18 protein-coding genes are annotated in these 16,262 nt (G+C 36.9%); 13 read left to right on the top strand and 5 right to left on the bottom strand.

The window, feature by feature from the left end; translation table 11 throughout:
* Positions 1-1,086 (bottom strand): TlpA disulfide reductase family protein, encoded by a 1,086-nt coding sequence (locus HDE68_RS00365; RefSeq protein ID WP_183877804.1) that lies wholly within the window; start codon positions 1,084-1,086, stop codon positions 1-3.
* Positions 1,087-1,155: 69 nt separating this feature from the next.
* Between HDE68_RS00365 and HDE68_RS00360 the strand changes: the two genes are divergently transcribed.
* A complete protein-coding gene (locus HDE68_RS00360) occupies positions 1,156-1,635 on the top strand; it encodes a TlpA family protein disulfide reductase (protein ID WP_183877802.1) in 480 nt (159 codons plus the stop codon).
* A 212-nt stretch (positions 1,636-1,847) separates the two neighbouring features.
* Here HDE68_RS00360 and HDE68_RS00355 read toward each other — a convergent pair whose 3' ends face one another.
* Positions 1,848-2,240 (bottom strand): (deoxy)nucleoside triphosphate pyrophosphohydrolase, encoded by a 393-nt coding sequence (locus HDE68_RS00355; RefSeq protein WP_183877800.1) that lies wholly within the window; start codon positions 2,238-2,240, stop codon positions 1,848-1,850.
* 147 nt (positions 2,241-2,387) lie between these two features.
* Between HDE68_RS00355 and HDE68_RS00350 the strand changes: the two genes are divergently transcribed.
* Together HDE68_RS00350 and HDE68_RS00345 are read left to right on the top strand one after the other, a co-directional pair.
* Positions 2,388-2,924, top strand: a complete 537-nt coding sequence (locus HDE68_RS00350; protein WP_183877798.1) for a hypothetical protein — start codon at positions 2,388-2,390, stop codon at positions 2,922-2,924.
* 116 nt (positions 2,925-3,040) lie between these two features.
* On the top strand, positions 3,041-3,820 hold the full coding sequence (locus tag HDE68_RS00345; protein WP_183877796.1) for an SDR family oxidoreductase: 780 nt from the start codon (positions 3,041-3,043) through the stop codon (positions 3,818-3,820).
* On the opposite strand, the gene HDE68_RS00340 is transcribed toward HDE68_RS00345, so the two are convergent.
* Positions 3,813-4,466 (bottom strand): DUF6266 family protein, encoded by a 654-nt coding sequence (locus HDE68_RS00340; protein ID WP_183877794.1) that lies wholly within the window; start codon positions 4,464-4,466, stop codon positions 3,813-3,815. The two genes, HDE68_RS00345 and HDE68_RS00340, sit on opposite strands and share 8 nt — an antisense overlap.
* Before the next feature lie 657 nt (positions 4,467-5,123).
* Between HDE68_RS00340 and HDE68_RS00335 the strand changes: the two genes are divergently transcribed.
* Positions 5,124-5,900: an SDR family NAD(P)-dependent oxidoreductase gene (locus HDE68_RS00335; protein ID WP_183877792.1), complete on the top strand. Its 777-nt coding sequence runs from the start codon at positions 5,124-5,126 to the stop codon at positions 5,898-5,900.
* Between the two features lie 277 nt (positions 5,901-6,177).
* On the top strand, positions 6,178-6,984 hold the full coding sequence (locus HDE68_RS00330; RefSeq protein ID WP_183877790.1) for a phytanoyl-CoA dioxygenase family protein: 807 nt from the start codon (positions 6,178-6,180) through the stop codon (positions 6,982-6,984).
* 191 nt (positions 6,985-7,175) lie between these two features.
* On the opposite strand, the gene HDE68_RS00325 is transcribed toward HDE68_RS00330, so the two are convergent.
* Positions 7,176-7,514: a hypothetical protein gene (locus tag HDE68_RS00325; RefSeq protein ID WP_183877788.1), complete on the bottom strand. Its 339-nt coding sequence runs from the start codon at positions 7,512-7,514 to the stop codon at positions 7,176-7,178.
* A 517-nt stretch (positions 7,515-8,031) separates the two neighbouring features.
* On the opposite strand from HDE68_RS00325, the gene HDE68_RS00320 reads away from it, so the two are divergent.
* Positions 8,032-8,673: a YceH family protein gene (locus tag HDE68_RS00320; protein ID WP_183877786.1), complete on the top strand. Its 642-nt coding sequence runs from the start codon at positions 8,032-8,034 to the stop codon at positions 8,671-8,673.
* Positions 8,674-8,720: 47 nt separating this feature from the next.
* On the opposite strand, the gene HDE68_RS00315 is transcribed toward HDE68_RS00320, so the two are convergent.
* Positions 8,721-9,095 carry a YybH family protein gene (locus tag HDE68_RS00315; RefSeq protein ID WP_183877784.1) on the bottom strand — a complete coding sequence of 125 codons (375 nt, stop codon included), beginning with the start codon at positions 9,093-9,095 and terminating at the stop codon, positions 8,721-8,723.
* A gap of 273 nt (positions 9,096-9,368) precedes the next feature.
* On the opposite strand from HDE68_RS00315, the gene HDE68_RS00310 reads away from it, so the two are divergent.
* The 7 genes from HDE68_RS00310 to HDE68_RS00280 all read left to right on the top strand — a co-directional run bounded on the left by HDE68_RS00310 (position 9,369) and on the right by HDE68_RS00280 (position 16,257).
* Entirely contained in the window at positions 9,369-10,631 is a 1,263-nt protein-coding gene (locus HDE68_RS00310; RefSeq protein WP_183877782.1) for a prephenate dehydrogenase, read from the top strand.
* A gap of 9 nt (positions 10,632-10,640) precedes the next feature.
* Positions 10,641-11,849: a GAF domain-containing sensor histidine kinase gene (locus HDE68_RS00305; RefSeq protein WP_183877779.1), complete on the top strand. Its 1,209-nt coding sequence runs from the start codon at positions 10,641-10,643 to the stop codon at positions 11,847-11,849.
* 437 nt (positions 11,850-12,286) lie between these two features.
* Complete coding sequence (locus HDE68_RS00300) at positions 12,287-12,589, top strand: hypothetical protein (protein WP_183877777.1); 303 nt, start codon at positions 12,287-12,289, stop codon at positions 12,587-12,589.
* A gap of 1 nt (position 12,590) precedes the next feature.
* Positions 12,591-13,805, top strand: coding sequence for a PQQ-like beta-propeller repeat protein (locus tag HDE68_RS00295; protein WP_183877776.1), 1,215 nt, complete (start codon positions 12,591-12,593; stop codon positions 13,803-13,805).
* A gap of 107 nt (positions 13,806-13,912) precedes the next feature.
* Complete coding sequence (locus HDE68_RS00290; RefSeq protein WP_183877773.1) at positions 13,913-14,716, top strand: methyltransferase, TIGR04325 family; 804 nt, start codon at positions 13,913-13,915, stop codon at positions 14,714-14,716.
* Positions 14,709-15,737, top strand: a complete 1,029-nt coding sequence (locus HDE68_RS00285; protein ID WP_183877771.1) for a glycosyl transferase — start codon at positions 14,709-14,711, stop codon at positions 15,735-15,737. The genes HDE68_RS00290 and HDE68_RS00285 overlap by 8 nt, the downstream gene beginning before the upstream one ends.
* Positions 15,738-15,774: 37 nt before the next feature.
* Positions 15,775-16,257, top strand: coding sequence for a CHRD domain-containing protein (locus HDE68_RS00280; RefSeq protein WP_183877769.1), 483 nt, complete (start codon positions 15,775-15,777; stop codon positions 16,255-16,257).
* Positions 16,258-16,262 lie beyond the last annotated feature (5 nt).

The raw sequence follows: 16,262 nt of genomic DNA, 5'->3' as shown, positions 1-16,262 counted from the left end.
TTATGGAAGTAATTCTTCCAGTTTCTTTGTCAGTTGTTCACCCCTCAGATTTCTTGCTACAATGATTCCGTTTGGGTCTACCAGATAATTTGATGGAATGCCATTAATGCCATAATATTTAGCGACCTCATTTTTCCAGCCATTTAGCTCAGAAACCTGATCCCAGGGTAATTTATCATCTTCTATTGCTTTTTTCCATTTCGTCCCATCCTGATCAAGAGAAACTCCTAATACCGTAAAACCTTTTGGAGAAAAACGGTTATAGGCTTTAACTACATTTGGGTTTTCTCCACGACAAGGGCCACACCAGCTTGCCCAAAAATCTACCAGTACATATTTACCTTTAAAAGAAGAAAAACTAACCGGTTTGCCAGATGGGTTATTCTGTGTGAAATCAATCATTTTTTGTCCATTGCTTCCTTTTTTAAGAACAGCCAAAGAAGTTTCAACTTTTTTTCCTGCTCCGGATGCTTTAATTACAGGAGATAATCCCTGGAATAATCCCGAAACTGCGGCATAATCAAGCTCATAAGTTAGCTCGTTAATTTTCTCTAAGCTGACATAACTCGCAGGATGTGTTTTTATAAACTCAATAGTCAGCTGCTTAGAATGCTCTTCCAATGGCTCCATCTCTTTGTCAGCCTTAGCCAGCGCAACCGGGTCTTTTGCTTTATTAGCGGTTCCCCAGGCTTCATAAATTTTATTCAGCTGTTCATCAATGTTTTTCTTACTTGCTGAAAGCTCATTGTTATCTGTCTGTGTTTTACCACCTGTAATGATGATATCATCTGGTTTATCTAAATCACCTTTAATCGTAACCGGAACATTTTCAACATAAAAGGTGCCCAATCTAACCACCTTATTATGTAAAGTTACTTTCGAAGGCGCAGTGACATTTTCGCCCTTGTAACTAAATTTGCCATCCTTTACCGCTGCCGAATCAGACTTTCCATTCACCGACAAATAAACATAAGGCGATTTCAATCCCAGTATATTTCCATTAATTGTATATCCACCTTTCTTTTGCTGCGCATTAGCAAAAAAAGACAGGCTGATCAGACCCAAAATAAGTGTACTCGCCTTCATATTCAATAGATTTTTTATTTATATTTCAATCATTAAATTAGCAAATATTAATCATATTCACCTATCTCTATGAAAACATACTTATTCAGCTTTCTGCTGCTCTTCTTTTTTATCAATGTTTCAGCCCAGACCCCTGCCGCGGCCATACCGGCTTTCCAGTTCTATAAAGCAGACGGAAAAGCATTTACAAGGGCGCAAATCACTCCCGGCCATAAATCACTGTTCGTGTTTTTTGATGCAACCTGCAGTCATTGTCAAAAAGCAATGCTTCAGCTGTCAAAAAAATATGATGAGATTAAGAAAATAAACATCTACCTGGTATCCCTTGACCAGCATATTACAATGAATGACTTCATGAGTAAATATGGGAAAAACCTGATTGGAAAGAAAAATGTATTACTGCTCGAAGACCGGGACCATGTATTCATCCCACTATTTCAGCCAACAAAATATCCATCCCTGTTTCTGTATTCGCCTAAAAACACAATAGTATTTAATACCAGCGGTGATACAGAATTACCAAAACTTTTTGAGGCTATTAAAAAATAGACTATCAATAACTGACAGCTACCTTCTGTTTTCAACAGCGGGTACTGTTTGATTAAGTGCTGCCGTTTTTTGCGGGGTTCTGCTGCACTGACCTAATGCAACATAAATCAGAACGAAAATTAAAATGGTAGATAAACAGCCGCCACCAAGTTTTTTGGCTCCCCAGCCTGCTATTATTGTTTTAAAAAATGAGTTCATAAGATAGATTTGTTTTATAACATCATATCTCTCATAAAGTTTTGAACTACCGGAATATCTGCCTCCGCCCAGTCCAGCGTACTTAGCGCTGAAGGTTCCAGCCACAGAAATGCAGCATGTTCAGTTAGTTTCACCTGTCCCCTAACCAATACACATTGAAAAGGAATAAGACGAATTATTTGTTTTCCCTGATCATAGACAACCGGGGACATCTTTTTTACAATTTTGATCTCTACTCCTAATTCTTCCCGAATTTCACGGATCAGACATTCCCTTGCACTTTCACCTGGTTCAACTTTACCGCCAGGAAATTCCCATTTAAGCGGCAAATGCATATTTAAGCTTCTTTGAGCGACTAAAACTTGTCCGTTATGGCTAATAATCAGGGCGCAGGATACATCTATCATCAGGCTAAAATATTAAAAAAATCTGCCACGGGCGATAAGTATTCATCCTCCATCGGCAAATAGCCCCTGCTCATAGATGCATAGCTTTATATTTTTAATGATGGCATATCATTTGGAATATCCCATACAGATAAGAACCAAACAAAAATGAAGAGAATAGTTTTAGCTGTAATTATCGGAGTAGCTTCGTTTAGCAGCATCAAAGCCAATGCACAGGTAAGCTTAAATATCAATATAGGTTCTCAACCAAGCTGGGGTCCGGCCGGATACAACCATGTTGATTATTATTATCTGCCGGATGTGGATGCCTATTACAATGTATCTGCACAGCAATATGTTTACCTGATTAACGGTCAATGGGTATTTAGAAAAACCCTTCCCCCAAGATATAGCGGGTATAATTTATATAATGGCTATAAAGTGGTTATGAATACACCAAAACCTTATTTAAACCATGCACAGAATCTTAAACAATACAGCAAATACAGAAATTATCACGGTAAACAAGGCAATATCAGAGATAGCAAAGATAAAAGGTACGTAACTGCCAGAAATAACAGACCGGTACCTGTAAGAGAAACCCGTCCTGCTGCAAGGCCACAAAGAGGGGATGATCACCATAATGACCAGAGAAACGGAAGGGATGATAACAGGGGAAATCAGCCTCGAAGAGGCGATAGATAAAGATAATAAGCTTCACACACGCAAAAATCGCTGGTCTTTTATAAGAGGCCGGCGTTTTTTTTATTTGTACCTTTAAAAAAACAACTATTAAACTCCCTTTTTAAAACCTGATTAAAATGAATTTATCTCTTTCTAATAAAACTGCCGTAATTTGTGGAAGCACACAAGGTATCGGACTAGCTACAGCCATCATTCTTGCCCGCTTAGGGGCTAACTGTATACTTATTGCCAGAAACGAAGAGTCATTGATCAGTGCTTTAAAAGAATTGCCAATCACCGGCAGACAGCAGCATGCTTATGCAGTTGCAAATTTTTCAAATCCGGCATCGGCCGATGCTGCAATTCAGCAAATAGTTTCAGAACAAGAGGTAGAAATTCTGGTCAATAATAGTGGCGGCCCCAAACCAGGACCAATTACATTTGCATTAACCAGTGATTTTGAACAGGCATTTTCGCAACATCTCATCTGTAATCATTTATTGGTCAACGCAGTTTTGCCAGGAATGAAAAAAGCAGGATATGGCAGGATTATCAACATTATTTCCACTTCTGTAAAAACACCACTTCCAAATCTGGGTGTATCCAATACCATCAGGGCTGCAGTAGCTTCATGGGCAAAAACCTTATCTAACGAAGTTGGACAATACAATATTACTGTGAATAACGTACTTCCGGGCTTAACCCATACTACGCGTTATACTAAATTACTGGATAGTCTGTCTGACCACACCAATAAAGATGAAGTAGAAAAAGCATTAATTGATAGTATACCTATGAAAAGGATAGGTACAGCAGAAGAAATCGGAAATGTAATTGCATTTCTGGCCTCCCCTGCTGCTGCTTACGTAACAGGTACAAGCATCCCTGTAGATGGAGGAAGAACACCTGCTATTTAGCAGCATTATCCCAGGATATTTCCCCCAGATATTGGCTATCTGAAATAATTTTACGGTTATCTGAGATAAAAGACAAATAGAGATGTGCTTTAGGCATAACCGCATCTCTGTTTAGTTTAAACGTATATCTGCCTTCAGCTCTTCTTACTTCTGTAGTAAAAATACGCGTTTTAATTATTGTACCTGGAAAATAAGCCAGCAGCATAAGCTGGTCATCCTGACGCATTCCTTTCTCTGCCGATTGATTATCCCAGGTTACCTTTAATCCGCTGGTTAATATTTTAGCTTTTGCATTTTTAACAACCGGCATCAATCCCTTTGTAACCAGCATCTTTGCAAATTCTATTTCAACTTCAGGATATAATCCTTTAATATGCAAACGATTAGACCTCATAGCCATATTAAATTGATTTGATGTCGTACCCTTTGCCTCCAGTTCAAAACCGACGTTAATATAGCCTTTGATATCCCTAAAAAAGTGGTTCAGCTTTTCGATAGCCATACGTGAGGTCTTCTGATTAATTGTAGCAGGCTTATGAGATTTCCCGATTGCACGGGATACGATCTGTCCTTTAAGCTGATAAATAACCATATTCCCTATTTTCCCTGTAAATGTCCCTAAATGACTTTTTGTAACAATTGCCATAGCTTTTAAATTTTAATTGAGTGAACAATGAAATAACAGTTCTGTATCTCAATTGTAATTTTAACAATTAATAAACATTCAATAGCCACAGAACAAAAACAAGTTAATTAAAAAAAATAATTAATCCATATTTTTTTTATTTTAATATTTAAGAAAAAACACTTATTTCCAAATTGTACGCTGACTGTTTAAAGTTATATTAGCACAATACCCTAATTACTTGTTTAAAAGCCCCTAAAAGGCTATTGAGAAGGGGTTGTAAGGACTCAGGTCATTCCAACGTCCTTCCAACGTCCTTCCAACCCCCTCTCAATGGCCTTTCAATAGGCTTTCAGACTATCTTTCATCCCCTGTTTCAACGGTTAACCCTATATTTTCAGATCTATTTCAAACAACAACAAACAGCCAAAACTTATCAACATAAATAAACAACTGAAAAACAAACACTTAACACAGTTACCAACAATCACTGTGAATAAACACCAATCTGATACATAAATAGCTATCTTTTAGCACCGGCTACAATATAATTCTACAGCGTTCTTAACAACTGTTCACATTAAAATCCATGTAACCAACAGTTTATCAACAGTCCATGTGAATAAACAGATTAAAGAAAAAAACCTTATTTTACACCCTATTATATACCTCTCTGTGATGAATGAATACGCTTTAATAACCGGTGCAAGTAAAGGAATAGGAAAATCTATCGCAGTATCACTTGCAGAATCAGGTTATCATTTATTGCTGGTCGCACGTTCTGAAAGCGATCTTCTGCTACTTTCACAAAGCATAGTGGCTGCCTATAAAGTGGAGGTGCATTATTTATCAGTTGACCTTTCTTCCAGCGCTGCTGTTCTTGAAATCGCAGACTGGTGTAATCGTAAAACAACAAATTTATCGATACTGGTCAATAATGCAGGATATGGCTTATGGGGTAATTTTGATCAGCTCAGCATTCAGCAACAACTGAATATGCTCAGATTAAATATAGATGCAGTCATTGAGCTGAGTTATCATTTAATACCAGTTTTAAAAAAGCAAAAGCAAGCTTATATACTTAATGTATCAAGTACTGCTGCCTATCAGGCTGTACCTACACTTGCCTTATATGCAGCCAGCAAATCATTTATTTTATCTTATAGCAGAGCATTACGTTATGAATTAAAAGATAGCCCGGTTTCAGTAAGCTGTCTTTGCCCCGGTCCTACCGCAACAGGTTTTTCAAGCCGCGCCGGAATGGACGCTTTAGCAGAACTTGCTGAAAAATTCAATATGACACCCGAAAAAGTGGCTGAAACCGGGTTAAAAGCAATGTTTAAAAAGAAAGCAGAAATCGTTCCCGGCTTTCTGAACAAGGTATCTGTGTTTGGCGCAGGGCTGCTCCCTAAGTCATTGATTGAAAGGATAACAGCTGGCTTATACAAGCAATAGAAAAGAATTCATATTTATTTTAAAACATTCTTTTAAATAGAATATTTTCATACATTTGTAATATCTACTAAATTAGTATACATTATTACAGATGAACATCAACAACCACATTCATAGCGCATGCACCATGCGAATGCCCCTTTCTGAAAGGGCAGGTTGTTGCTATTGTTGTTGTTAAGATCTTTTAAGAAAATCCTGATTTCACAAAAATAGAACCTGCTAATCCAAGCAGCAGAATCTCCTATATCCTGAATTTTAACGCTTAAAACTAACAGCTATGAACCACGCTTACACAAAATTTACCCTGGGTGAAACCCTTACCGACGAACAGAATTACTTTTTTAATAGAAATGGTTTTATCCATTTTAAGAATTTCATTAAACCAGAAACGGTAAATGATATTATCGAAGCTTCTTTAAAAGTACAGCAAGACTGGATAACACAAGAAAAAGATAAAGTAAACGGAATACCTATTAAATATGGTAAAGACCTGGACGGATCGACCCTGGTACAGCGTTTTGCTTTTGTGAACCAGTATCATCCACTTTTTGAAGAACTGGCCCATGATCCGCGCTTAGAAGTATTGTTGAATTTTATCGGACCTGGTGCCAGATTTGGTACCAGCGAAAAAGATGGAATGGTTTTAAATCATTATGTCAACGGCCCGGAAAGCAAATTCACACAAATGGGATGGCATACAGATGGTTTACGTGATATATTTCATGGCCAGAAATTAAACCCGATGCTGAATGTAGGTATTCACCTTAGTACACTCAAACCCGAAAATGGTGGATTAAGAGTTTTACCTGGCACTCATAAACAGAGTTTATACAACCTTTTATTCCGCAAAAAATATTTCCTGGACAACAAGGCCGATTTAAAAGAAGTTGCTATTATCCCCGAAGCTGGTGATCTTACAATACATGATGGCCGTTTATGGCATCGTGTTGCGCAGTCGGCGGTTACAGGAGAAGAAAGCCGCAGGAGGGTTATCTATTTTCCTATCATTGCCGGAAAATACGAGCCTAAACATGAGCATAGTCCTACCGCATTTTATCAGCGTTTTGCTAAACTGGTTAAATAATGCTGATCGCTCTCCTATTAGGTTACCTGATACGTTCGGGAAAATTACCTGCCTTACAAAGGTTTGCAAAATATCTTAACTGATGAAAGAGCTCAACATAAATAAATTATGTATCAAGATGAAGAAGCTTAAAATAAAAAAGGAGCCGAATAAATCCGGCTCCCCATTTATTGTTAAACATTCGGTGATGTCTATTGAACTACTACTCCATCTTTATTGATCTTAATGAAAGCTTTTTCAGTGTTTTTAGCTACATTAATTAAGTAGTACTGTGATTTATCTGCTGCAGTTACCAAAAATGCATCTGTAGCTTTCCAATCTTTATAAGCATCTGCTTTTAGAGTAGTAGCTACCGGAGCAGGAAGTTCTTCCAATTTAACAGGTACTTTTTGAGTACTGTCCTGATGTACTTTAAGCGTACTATCCATTTTTATCGTAATCGCTAAAGGAGCTTTAATTTCTGATGCTTTTACTGTTGATATACCTGTAATGGCTAATAATGCTGCTGCTGTTAAAATGATATTTTTCATAATGATTCGTTTTATTATTGAATATTAATTCACTATTTGTGTTTTTCTTTAACTAACCTGAATACTATTGTTCACAATAGATGCCAAATACAGACATAACAAACAAAAAACTGTAAATCAACAACATAATAAATAAAAAAGAAAAATAAGTTGTGGAATAACGCTACAATCTGATGAAACAGGTAACAAAGAAAAATGCTGACATCCATCAGCATTTTTTTTAACTACCTATTTATAAGCCGAAGCCTATCTCTTTCGCAGAAACTCATCTGCATATTTTAAAAATCAAGTTCTATTAAAACAAGTTAATAGTATATATTAAATTAAAATCAGGAGTGATAATTCAAAAAACGAGAGCGAATTATGACTATATCAGTATTTTATTCTGATTACGATTCTAAGATAAAACTTTCCCGTAAAAAAATTAAACAGAGACGTAATTGTTACAAAGATGATTTAATGTTATAAAATCATAACAAGGTTTCTTGTCCTGAGTCAAATCCTATATATTTATTACATGGAAAATGATCAGCCCTTAATTTTACTCAATGCTGCAGAACAGCGTGTTGCAGGTGTCCTTCTTGAAAAAAGCAGAACTACCCCAGACTATTATCCCATGACTATTTCTGCATTGACCACTGCATGTAACCAGAAAACATCAAGAAACCCTATTGTAAATTATGATGAAGAAACGGTCACACTTACCTTAAATTCATTAAAGATCAAAGGCTTAACAAGCACTGCTATGGGTGGCAGCAGCAGGAGTACGAAATACAAACATAATCTTGCCATTGTTTATCCCCTGCTCCCTGCTGAACTTGCTGTCATCTGTTTATTGCTGCTGCGCGGGCCTTTAACGCCTGGTGAAATCAATAGCAATTCTGCAAGGTTATATGAATTTGAAACCATAGAAGAGATTCAGGAAATCCTGCATAAACTAGCTAAAGAACAACCTGTATATGTTAAACAATTGCCTAAAAAACCAGGACAAAAAGAAGCACGTTATCAACATTTATTCGGTGGCGATGTAGCAGAAGAAGAGATTTCTGAACCAGAATTCGTCCCGCAGCCTTCACCTGATCTGGAAAATAGAATTACCAGATTAGAACAAGAACTCGAAGAGGTTAAAGAGATGCTGAATCTTTTAATGAATCAGTAATTAACCATTTTAATTTATAAGGATTAAGTGTTTGTTTACACAAACACTTAATCCAATGAAACAAAAAGTTCAGACTGTGTTAACCATCTGCCTTTGACTTTACGCCACATGGCAGAATAATTACCTCTGAATTTTTCTGTTTTATAATTCCATTCCCCTGTTTCCCAAGCCAGTATTCCATTATCACCTATAGTAATTTTTGTGGGGATACGCTCAAATACAGGCGGATGATCTTCGAACATTTCTGTAAAAACTTCCAGCAGCAGCTTTTTTCCTGCATACTGCCCCCCTTCGCCAGAGATCACAATAATATCATCCATCCAGTATTGTGCAACACCGGCTGCATCTGCTTTACGAATAGCAGCATTTGAATTTTCACGCGAAGCCTGGATTATATTGATCTCGTTTTGCTTTTGTTCCATCAACTATATTTTATATTATTTATTCATTAAAATCTTGTTCAGATAAACCGTAAAATTACCGTTTTTACTAACAACCAGTACACCTATCAAAAGGATACCATAAAGCGGCCGGTATTTCCTCATTTTTCAAGTAAGACACAAGTATAAGATTTGTTATATTAACGGGAGAAGCCTCCTAAAGGGCAACTCTTTACTGAACAGCTATGATAAAAATCATTATAATGATTCCATTTCCCATAGAATTTCGCTTATTTGCCGAAATAATATTAGGAGATGGACATAGGAATTATTGGCTTAGGAGACATGGGTAAACTTTATGCAAAACATTTTGCTAAAGCAGGTCACAAAGTTTGTGGCGCAGATTTACCAGCATTCAGAGAAAAACTAGAGGAAGAACTCGCTCCTCTGGGTATAGAAATATTAGCGGATGGAAATGCGGTATCGCGCAGATGCGATGTGATATTTTATGCTGTTGAAGCAGAAAAAATAGCCGAAGTAGTAGCCCTTTATGGCGCTGCAACTAAATACGGAGCTATCGTTGCAGGACAGACTTCTGTAAAACATCCTGAGATCGAGGCTTTCGAAAAATACCTGCCTAAAGATATCAATATTATCACTTGCCATTCTTTACATGGCCCTGGTTTTGATCCTAAAGGCCAAACGTTAATTGTAATTCCTCATCGCTGTGATGCTGCGGCATATACACGTATGACTGATCTGCTCGCTGTTTTAGGCTCAGATATTGTTGAAATGAAAGATTATCATGAACATGATAAAATAGTTGCTGATACACAGGCGGTTACCCATATGGGTTTTGAAAGCATGGGTACAGCATGGAAAGAGGCCGGGTTTTTCCCCTGGGAGAGTCCTTCCTATCTCGGTGGAATTGATAATGTTAAAATACTGACCATGTTGCGTATTTTTAGTTATAAATCGCATATTTATGCCGGGCTTGCGATTATGAACCCTTATGCCCGTCAGCAAATCAAACGTTATGCTCAATCAGAATCAGAGCTTTTTAAACTGATGATTATGGAGAAAGAAACAGAATTTCGCAATCGCATTCAGGAGGTTAAAAACTTCCTGTTTCCTGATGACAAACAATTTCTGCTGCTGGATAATCAGATCATGAAAGAATTTTCTTTATCAGGCAGTGGCGCGCCACATACACCTAATTCACATTTAAGTTTACTGAGCATGGCTGATGCCTGGTATCATTTGAAAATAAATCCTTATGATAACCTGATCTGTCAGACCCCGCCCTTTCGCTTACGCCTGGGAATTGTAGAATATCTGTTCAGGAACGAAGAGTTACTGGAAGAATCTATTGTGGCCGCCATCTATGACAAACAAATCCGTGCAGATGATCTTGAATTCCATTCTTCGGTAAGAGAGTGGTCTTCTATAATTGGCTATGGAGATATCAATGGATATAAACAGCACTTTGATCAAACTAAAGATTTCTTTAATGACAGGTTGGAACAAGGTAGAAAACAAAGTGCCGAACTCATCAGCAGATTAAACCGGAACTCCTAATTTGAATACATGCAAAAGAATCTCAATCCAATTCCCGCAAATGAGTTAGCGCGGATATATAGTCTGGCAGAATTCGACATTGATTATTCTTCTATGGAGAATAACTTCAAAGATCTGGCTCATCTGGCAGCAAAGATAGCCGGAACGGAAGTATCACTGGTGAATTTGATTGACACCTTTACACAGTGGACTTATTCTAGTTATGGAATGGACGACATCGTACAGGCGCCAAGAGAAGATACTGTATGTCAATATACTATAATGGAAAATGAGTATTTTGAAGTTCCTGATTTATCAGCAGATGAAAGATTTAAAGAAAATGCAGCCGTATGCGGTCCGCCTAATTTCCGTTATTATTTCGGTGTGCCATTAACTACTGCTGAAGGAATAAATATCGGCTCGCTCTGTGTCCTGGACCAAAATCTCAGACAACAGAGTCCGGAAAAAATCGAGCTGCTCAAAATTGTGGCCAGCGAAGTAGTGAACAGGCTTAAAGCACTAAAGGCTATTGACGAACTCAAACATCAACTGGATAAAGTAAATGAGACCCACAAAAAAGTTGCTCATGATATCCGTGGCCCTATTGCTGGTATTGTCGGACTAGCTGCGATACTTGCAGAACAAGGAGATAAAAATAACCTGGATGAGGTATTGGAATTCATCACCATGATTCATAAAAGCGGCAGATCTGTACTTGAGCTGGCAGATGAAATCCTGACAGAAGGGAAAGACACACCTTTAAAAACAGATGAATTTAACCTACTGGTATTCAAAGAGAAACTAGAAAGGTTATACCTACCGCAGTCGATGAATAAACATATCGATTTCCAGGTCCGCATCAACGAAAAAAATGAGCATATTCCTTTTATTAAAAATAAGCTGCTCCAGATCACAGGAAACCTGATCTCAAATGCGATGAAATTTACGCAACAGGATGGGAAAGTAATCGTAGACCTTGATCTTAAAATTGATGTTGGACAGTATGAACTGAAGATCAAGGTCGAAGATTCGGGTATAGGTATGGATGAAGCCACAATAACCTGTATTATGGAAGGGAAAACCTCTTCAACAAAAGGTACCGTTGGCGAAAAAGGATATGGTTTTGGTCTTTCCCTGGTCAAACATCTGGTCAATAGCTTACATGGCAGCTTCAATATCTACTCCAGATTAGGGATTGGTACAAGTTTCGAAATCACGCTGTTTCAAACCATGCATTAACAATTCTCTTCTTCGGTTTTCTTAAAAAAATAAAGATGATATGATCTCATAAAACCATATCATCTTTCCAATACTAAGCAATATACCACTCGATAGTACCTGTTCAGCTATTATCAAACCAGTTTAACACTTCCGTTATCTTCTCTAGCTAATATTTAATATTAGCTAATTATCTCAACAGCATCTCACTAATTACCAGCATATTAATACATCAATATATTTAACTAAAAATATTAACAATCCTATTAAAAATTCCAAAAATTAACATTAGAGTAAATTAAATGATTTTCTTATAGGACTTTTCAATTATTTTATTGTCAGTTAAATAAAACAACGAAAATAAAAACATCATTTATAAGATCAATAGCTTTAAGAAGAGTTTATAAGAGGAACCGAAAATCTTTATAAGAGTAGGATAACAATAAATATTAAAAACAATGCATTTAAAAAAATTGTCGCTGACAATTTCAGTCGCACTCTGTCTGGTTTTGACAGCTTGTAGTAAAGAAGAATTAAAACAAGATTCTAAAAACAGTGTAGATACCAAATCAGTAGCCGGCGAGCCAGCAGCTTTAAAAAAGTTTTTATCAGTCATATTAAACGTTCCTCAGGACGTAATTCTTTATGACAAAGAAAAGAAGAACTTCTACATCCCTAATACGGTCTTTTCAGAGAGTTATGATACCATAAAATACAGGTACGAGGAAGCAAATGAGTATAAACTTAATAATCCGGATTAACATGAAGAATTATTATTTTTTATTACTCATCCCTTTCTTTTTTTTAACAAATGCAAAGGCCGCTTACCTAACTAAATTTGCAATCCAATCTCAATATCTAAGCAATGCCAACAGTCTGAATGTCAACACAAATGGAACAACACCATTCGCAGTAAATATAACGATCGCCAGAGACATGAAAATTTATGGTTACGAAAATATTGATTGGATATTAACTGTTGTTTTTCAAAAAAGCGGCGAACCGGATTTGGTGCTATCTACCCCAAAAGTCATTAATGGAAGTGATTTCTCAGGTGGATTTATGGATTTCACTACCAATGCAACATTACCGGCTGGAAAATCAGGTGGTAAAATAATCCTGAAGTATTCATATATTTTCTATAATACTACCGGTGTTCCTATAAGTAACGTAAGAAGTATAGGAGAATCAAATAGTTCTTACAATGCTTCCATAACTCCAACCCCTCCTCCCAGCTCGGGTTTTAACTTACAAAATGCCCGTTTATTTATGGCGAATCCAAGTGGCTATAATATGAGAAAGGCAGATTATGTTACTGGTGGACAAAGGAACTTTGCGGAACAGGTTTGGGGAAACATCCAGGGGATGACTTCGTTAAATGATTACTTATATGTCGTGCAAGCCGATAACCTCCACAAGGTAGATAAGGATGGAAATTTCATCCTACTCGGAGAACTAGGTATTTGGAAGGGAACAGAAGGAATAGCCTCTTCAACGAACGGCTATCTTTATATAGTCCAAAATTCACGTATTCATAAAGTTAACCCAACAACGGGAGAGTTTAGTATAATTGGAAATCCGGAATGGGCCAATACTGATGCAATAGTTGCTTATAATGGATATTTATTTTTAGCAGAAAATGGGTATTTATATAAAGTAAATGAAAATACAGGAACATACATACAATTAAATGATGCCGACTGGAAAGGAACTGAGGGCATGGCAAGCGGAGCAGACGGCTGGATATACATTGTACAGAATGGTTATCTCCATAAGGTTGATGCAGAAACCGGAACCATTCAGCTTTTAGGTGGAAGAGATTGGCCTAATACAAATAATAAAGGTGTTGCATTTTTTGATAACTCCGTTTATATCCTGCAAAATTACTCTCTCCACAGAGTGAATAAAAACACTGGTACATTTACAGCCCTTGGAAACAGAGAATATAGTAATAGTTGCCATTTAACGGTACTTTAATATGCTCACAGATCCTGATGCATCTAACAATTTTATAATATAACATATAGGACCTTTTGAATAATCGATTGTCATGTACATGAAAAATCGATTATTCAGAGCTTATAATGTTCAAATTATTTTCTTCATCAAAATCTAAAAAGTCCCCATATGGCTGGTTTGGAAACTATTCCAACTGGGATGACTTAATGAACTCTGTCGATGGTTACAGTTCAGTCAATATACTGAATAAAACCAAAGACGCCTTATTACAAGTTAAGGAAGGCACCGCTGTTTACGAACGCGATTCTGTATTATTTGATCAAATAATACATCCTTTTCCGCTGTTAACCTGTCTGTTTAAAAGTGCTGCAACGCTCAAAAGACCGCTCCATATCATCGATTTTGGAGGATCACTGGGAAGTACTTATTTTCAAACTAAACACCTTCTTGGAAACGACATTTGTGCCAGCTGGAATATTGTGGAGCAGGAACATTATGTCGCTGCAGGCAAAGAACATTTTGAAGATGACCATTTAAAATTCTTCTCTTCTATTGAGGCCTGTCTGCAGGTTCAGAAAATAGATTTGATCCTGCTCTCAGGATCTGTACAATATTTACCTGAACCTCATCTCTTTCTGGAAAAATTAGCTGGTTATAACTTTGACTTTATTGTTTTTGACCGCACTGCTTTTCATCAGGGTAAACAAGACCGTTTAACGCTTCAGATCGTACCACCTGAAATTTATAAAGCCGCTTACCCTGCCTGGTTCTTCCATGAAGAATCTTTTCTAAATCATTTTATTTCTGATTACACCATCATGTGCGACTTCACTTCTTATGTAGCAGGAGAATCACTGATGGACATTGATCATCAGCCAGTTGGCTATGACAAAGGATTTTATTTAGTTCAAAAATCAAGATATGCTTAAATTCTGCACACTATTCAATACAACTTACCTTTCCCGCGGACTGGCAATGTACAATTCACTAGAACAGCATAGTGAAAATTTCCATTTGTATATTTTTGCTTTTGACGACCACTGCTTTGATATATTAACCAAAATGGCATTGAAGCATGCTAGTATTATCAGCCTGAATACATTTGAAAACGACAGGCTTATGGCCATAAAAGGCGGCCGTACAGCCGGAGAGTATTGCTGGACCTGTGCTTCTTCAACAATTAAGTACTGCCTGGAAAAATACAGTCTGGATCATTGCACTTATATTGATGCTGACCTTTTATTTTTCAGTGATCCGGCATGTTTACTGGCAGAAATGGGGCAGAAATCAGTATTGATTACTGAACACAGATATACACCTAAATATGACCAGTCACTAACCAGTGGTATTTACTGTGTACAGTTTATGACTTTCAAAAATACGGTTGAAGGAATGGAAGTGCTGAACTGGTGGGTAGATGCTTGTATAACCTGGTGTTTTAACCGCTTTGAAGATAATAAATTCGGAGATCAGAAATATCTTGATGACTGGACTACACGTTTTGATACTGTCCATGTCTTAAAAAATCATGGTGGTGGGGTAGCCCCATGGAATGTACAGCAATACACCTTTGCAAATAATGGTCACACAATTCAGGGTAAAGAGACAGCGGCAGAGAATTCTTTTGATCTTGTATTTTATCACTTCCATGATTTCCAGTATATCAAGGGAAATACTTACCGTTTGTCTGCCCCTGTTTATCATTTGAACCGCAAAGTAATCAAGCAGATTTATAAGCCTTATACCAAAGCGCTTTCCATAGCAGAAGCAGAAATATATGCGGTAAATGCCGAAATAGCTTCTCATGAATTATCAGAAAATAACAGTGGAATTAATAAAGTAATCGGCAGAGCTATTCTTTTCTTTTTAATGGGATATTATAAAAATTTTTACACTAAACGTTCTATGGAATATGGTTTTCTAAGTATGAAAACTTTTAGACTTAATTAAGGGAGATTTAGTATTTTAGCCTTCTGTATCAGATCACATGAAGGTTAGAGAATCAAGCTTATACACGGCTTTAGGGAAGGTTTTATTTTTAGTTATTTTTGTGTTTTTGTCCTGTAAAAAGAATTCATCATCAGAAGAAACCAGGATTAACCCACCAGTAAGAGCTTATGTAATTACTGCCAGAATAGATAAAAAGGGAACAAATACAAATTCTGAAGGTACAGGTATTTTAAATGGTTCGTATGATGAAGGCTCTAAAAAATTAGCTTATGTACTTAGTTTTAAAAACATTGCACCTTCATTGATTACCATCAGAAGCGGTATTAAAGGCTCAGTCGGAGAACTGGTCAAAGAGATTTATAAAAGCAACGGAGAGATTTCAGTACTGGAAATTAGCGGAGGATTCACGCTGACACCTTTACAGGAACGTAATTTACTGAAAGGGTTATGGTTTGTGGCCATGAATACGGTCTCTTCTTCTCCAGAGATTTCTGGTGTACTGACCTTAAAACAAAAATAGTAACC

The organism is Pedobacter cryoconitis, from assembly GCF_014200605.1.
GTDB classification, from domain to species: Bacteria; Bacteroidota; Bacteroidia; order Sphingobacteriales; family Sphingobacteriaceae; genus Pedobacter; species Pedobacter cryoconitis_B.
Note: the sequence above shows the minus strand (reverse complement) of the source record. Positions and strands in the feature narration are given on the sequence as shown.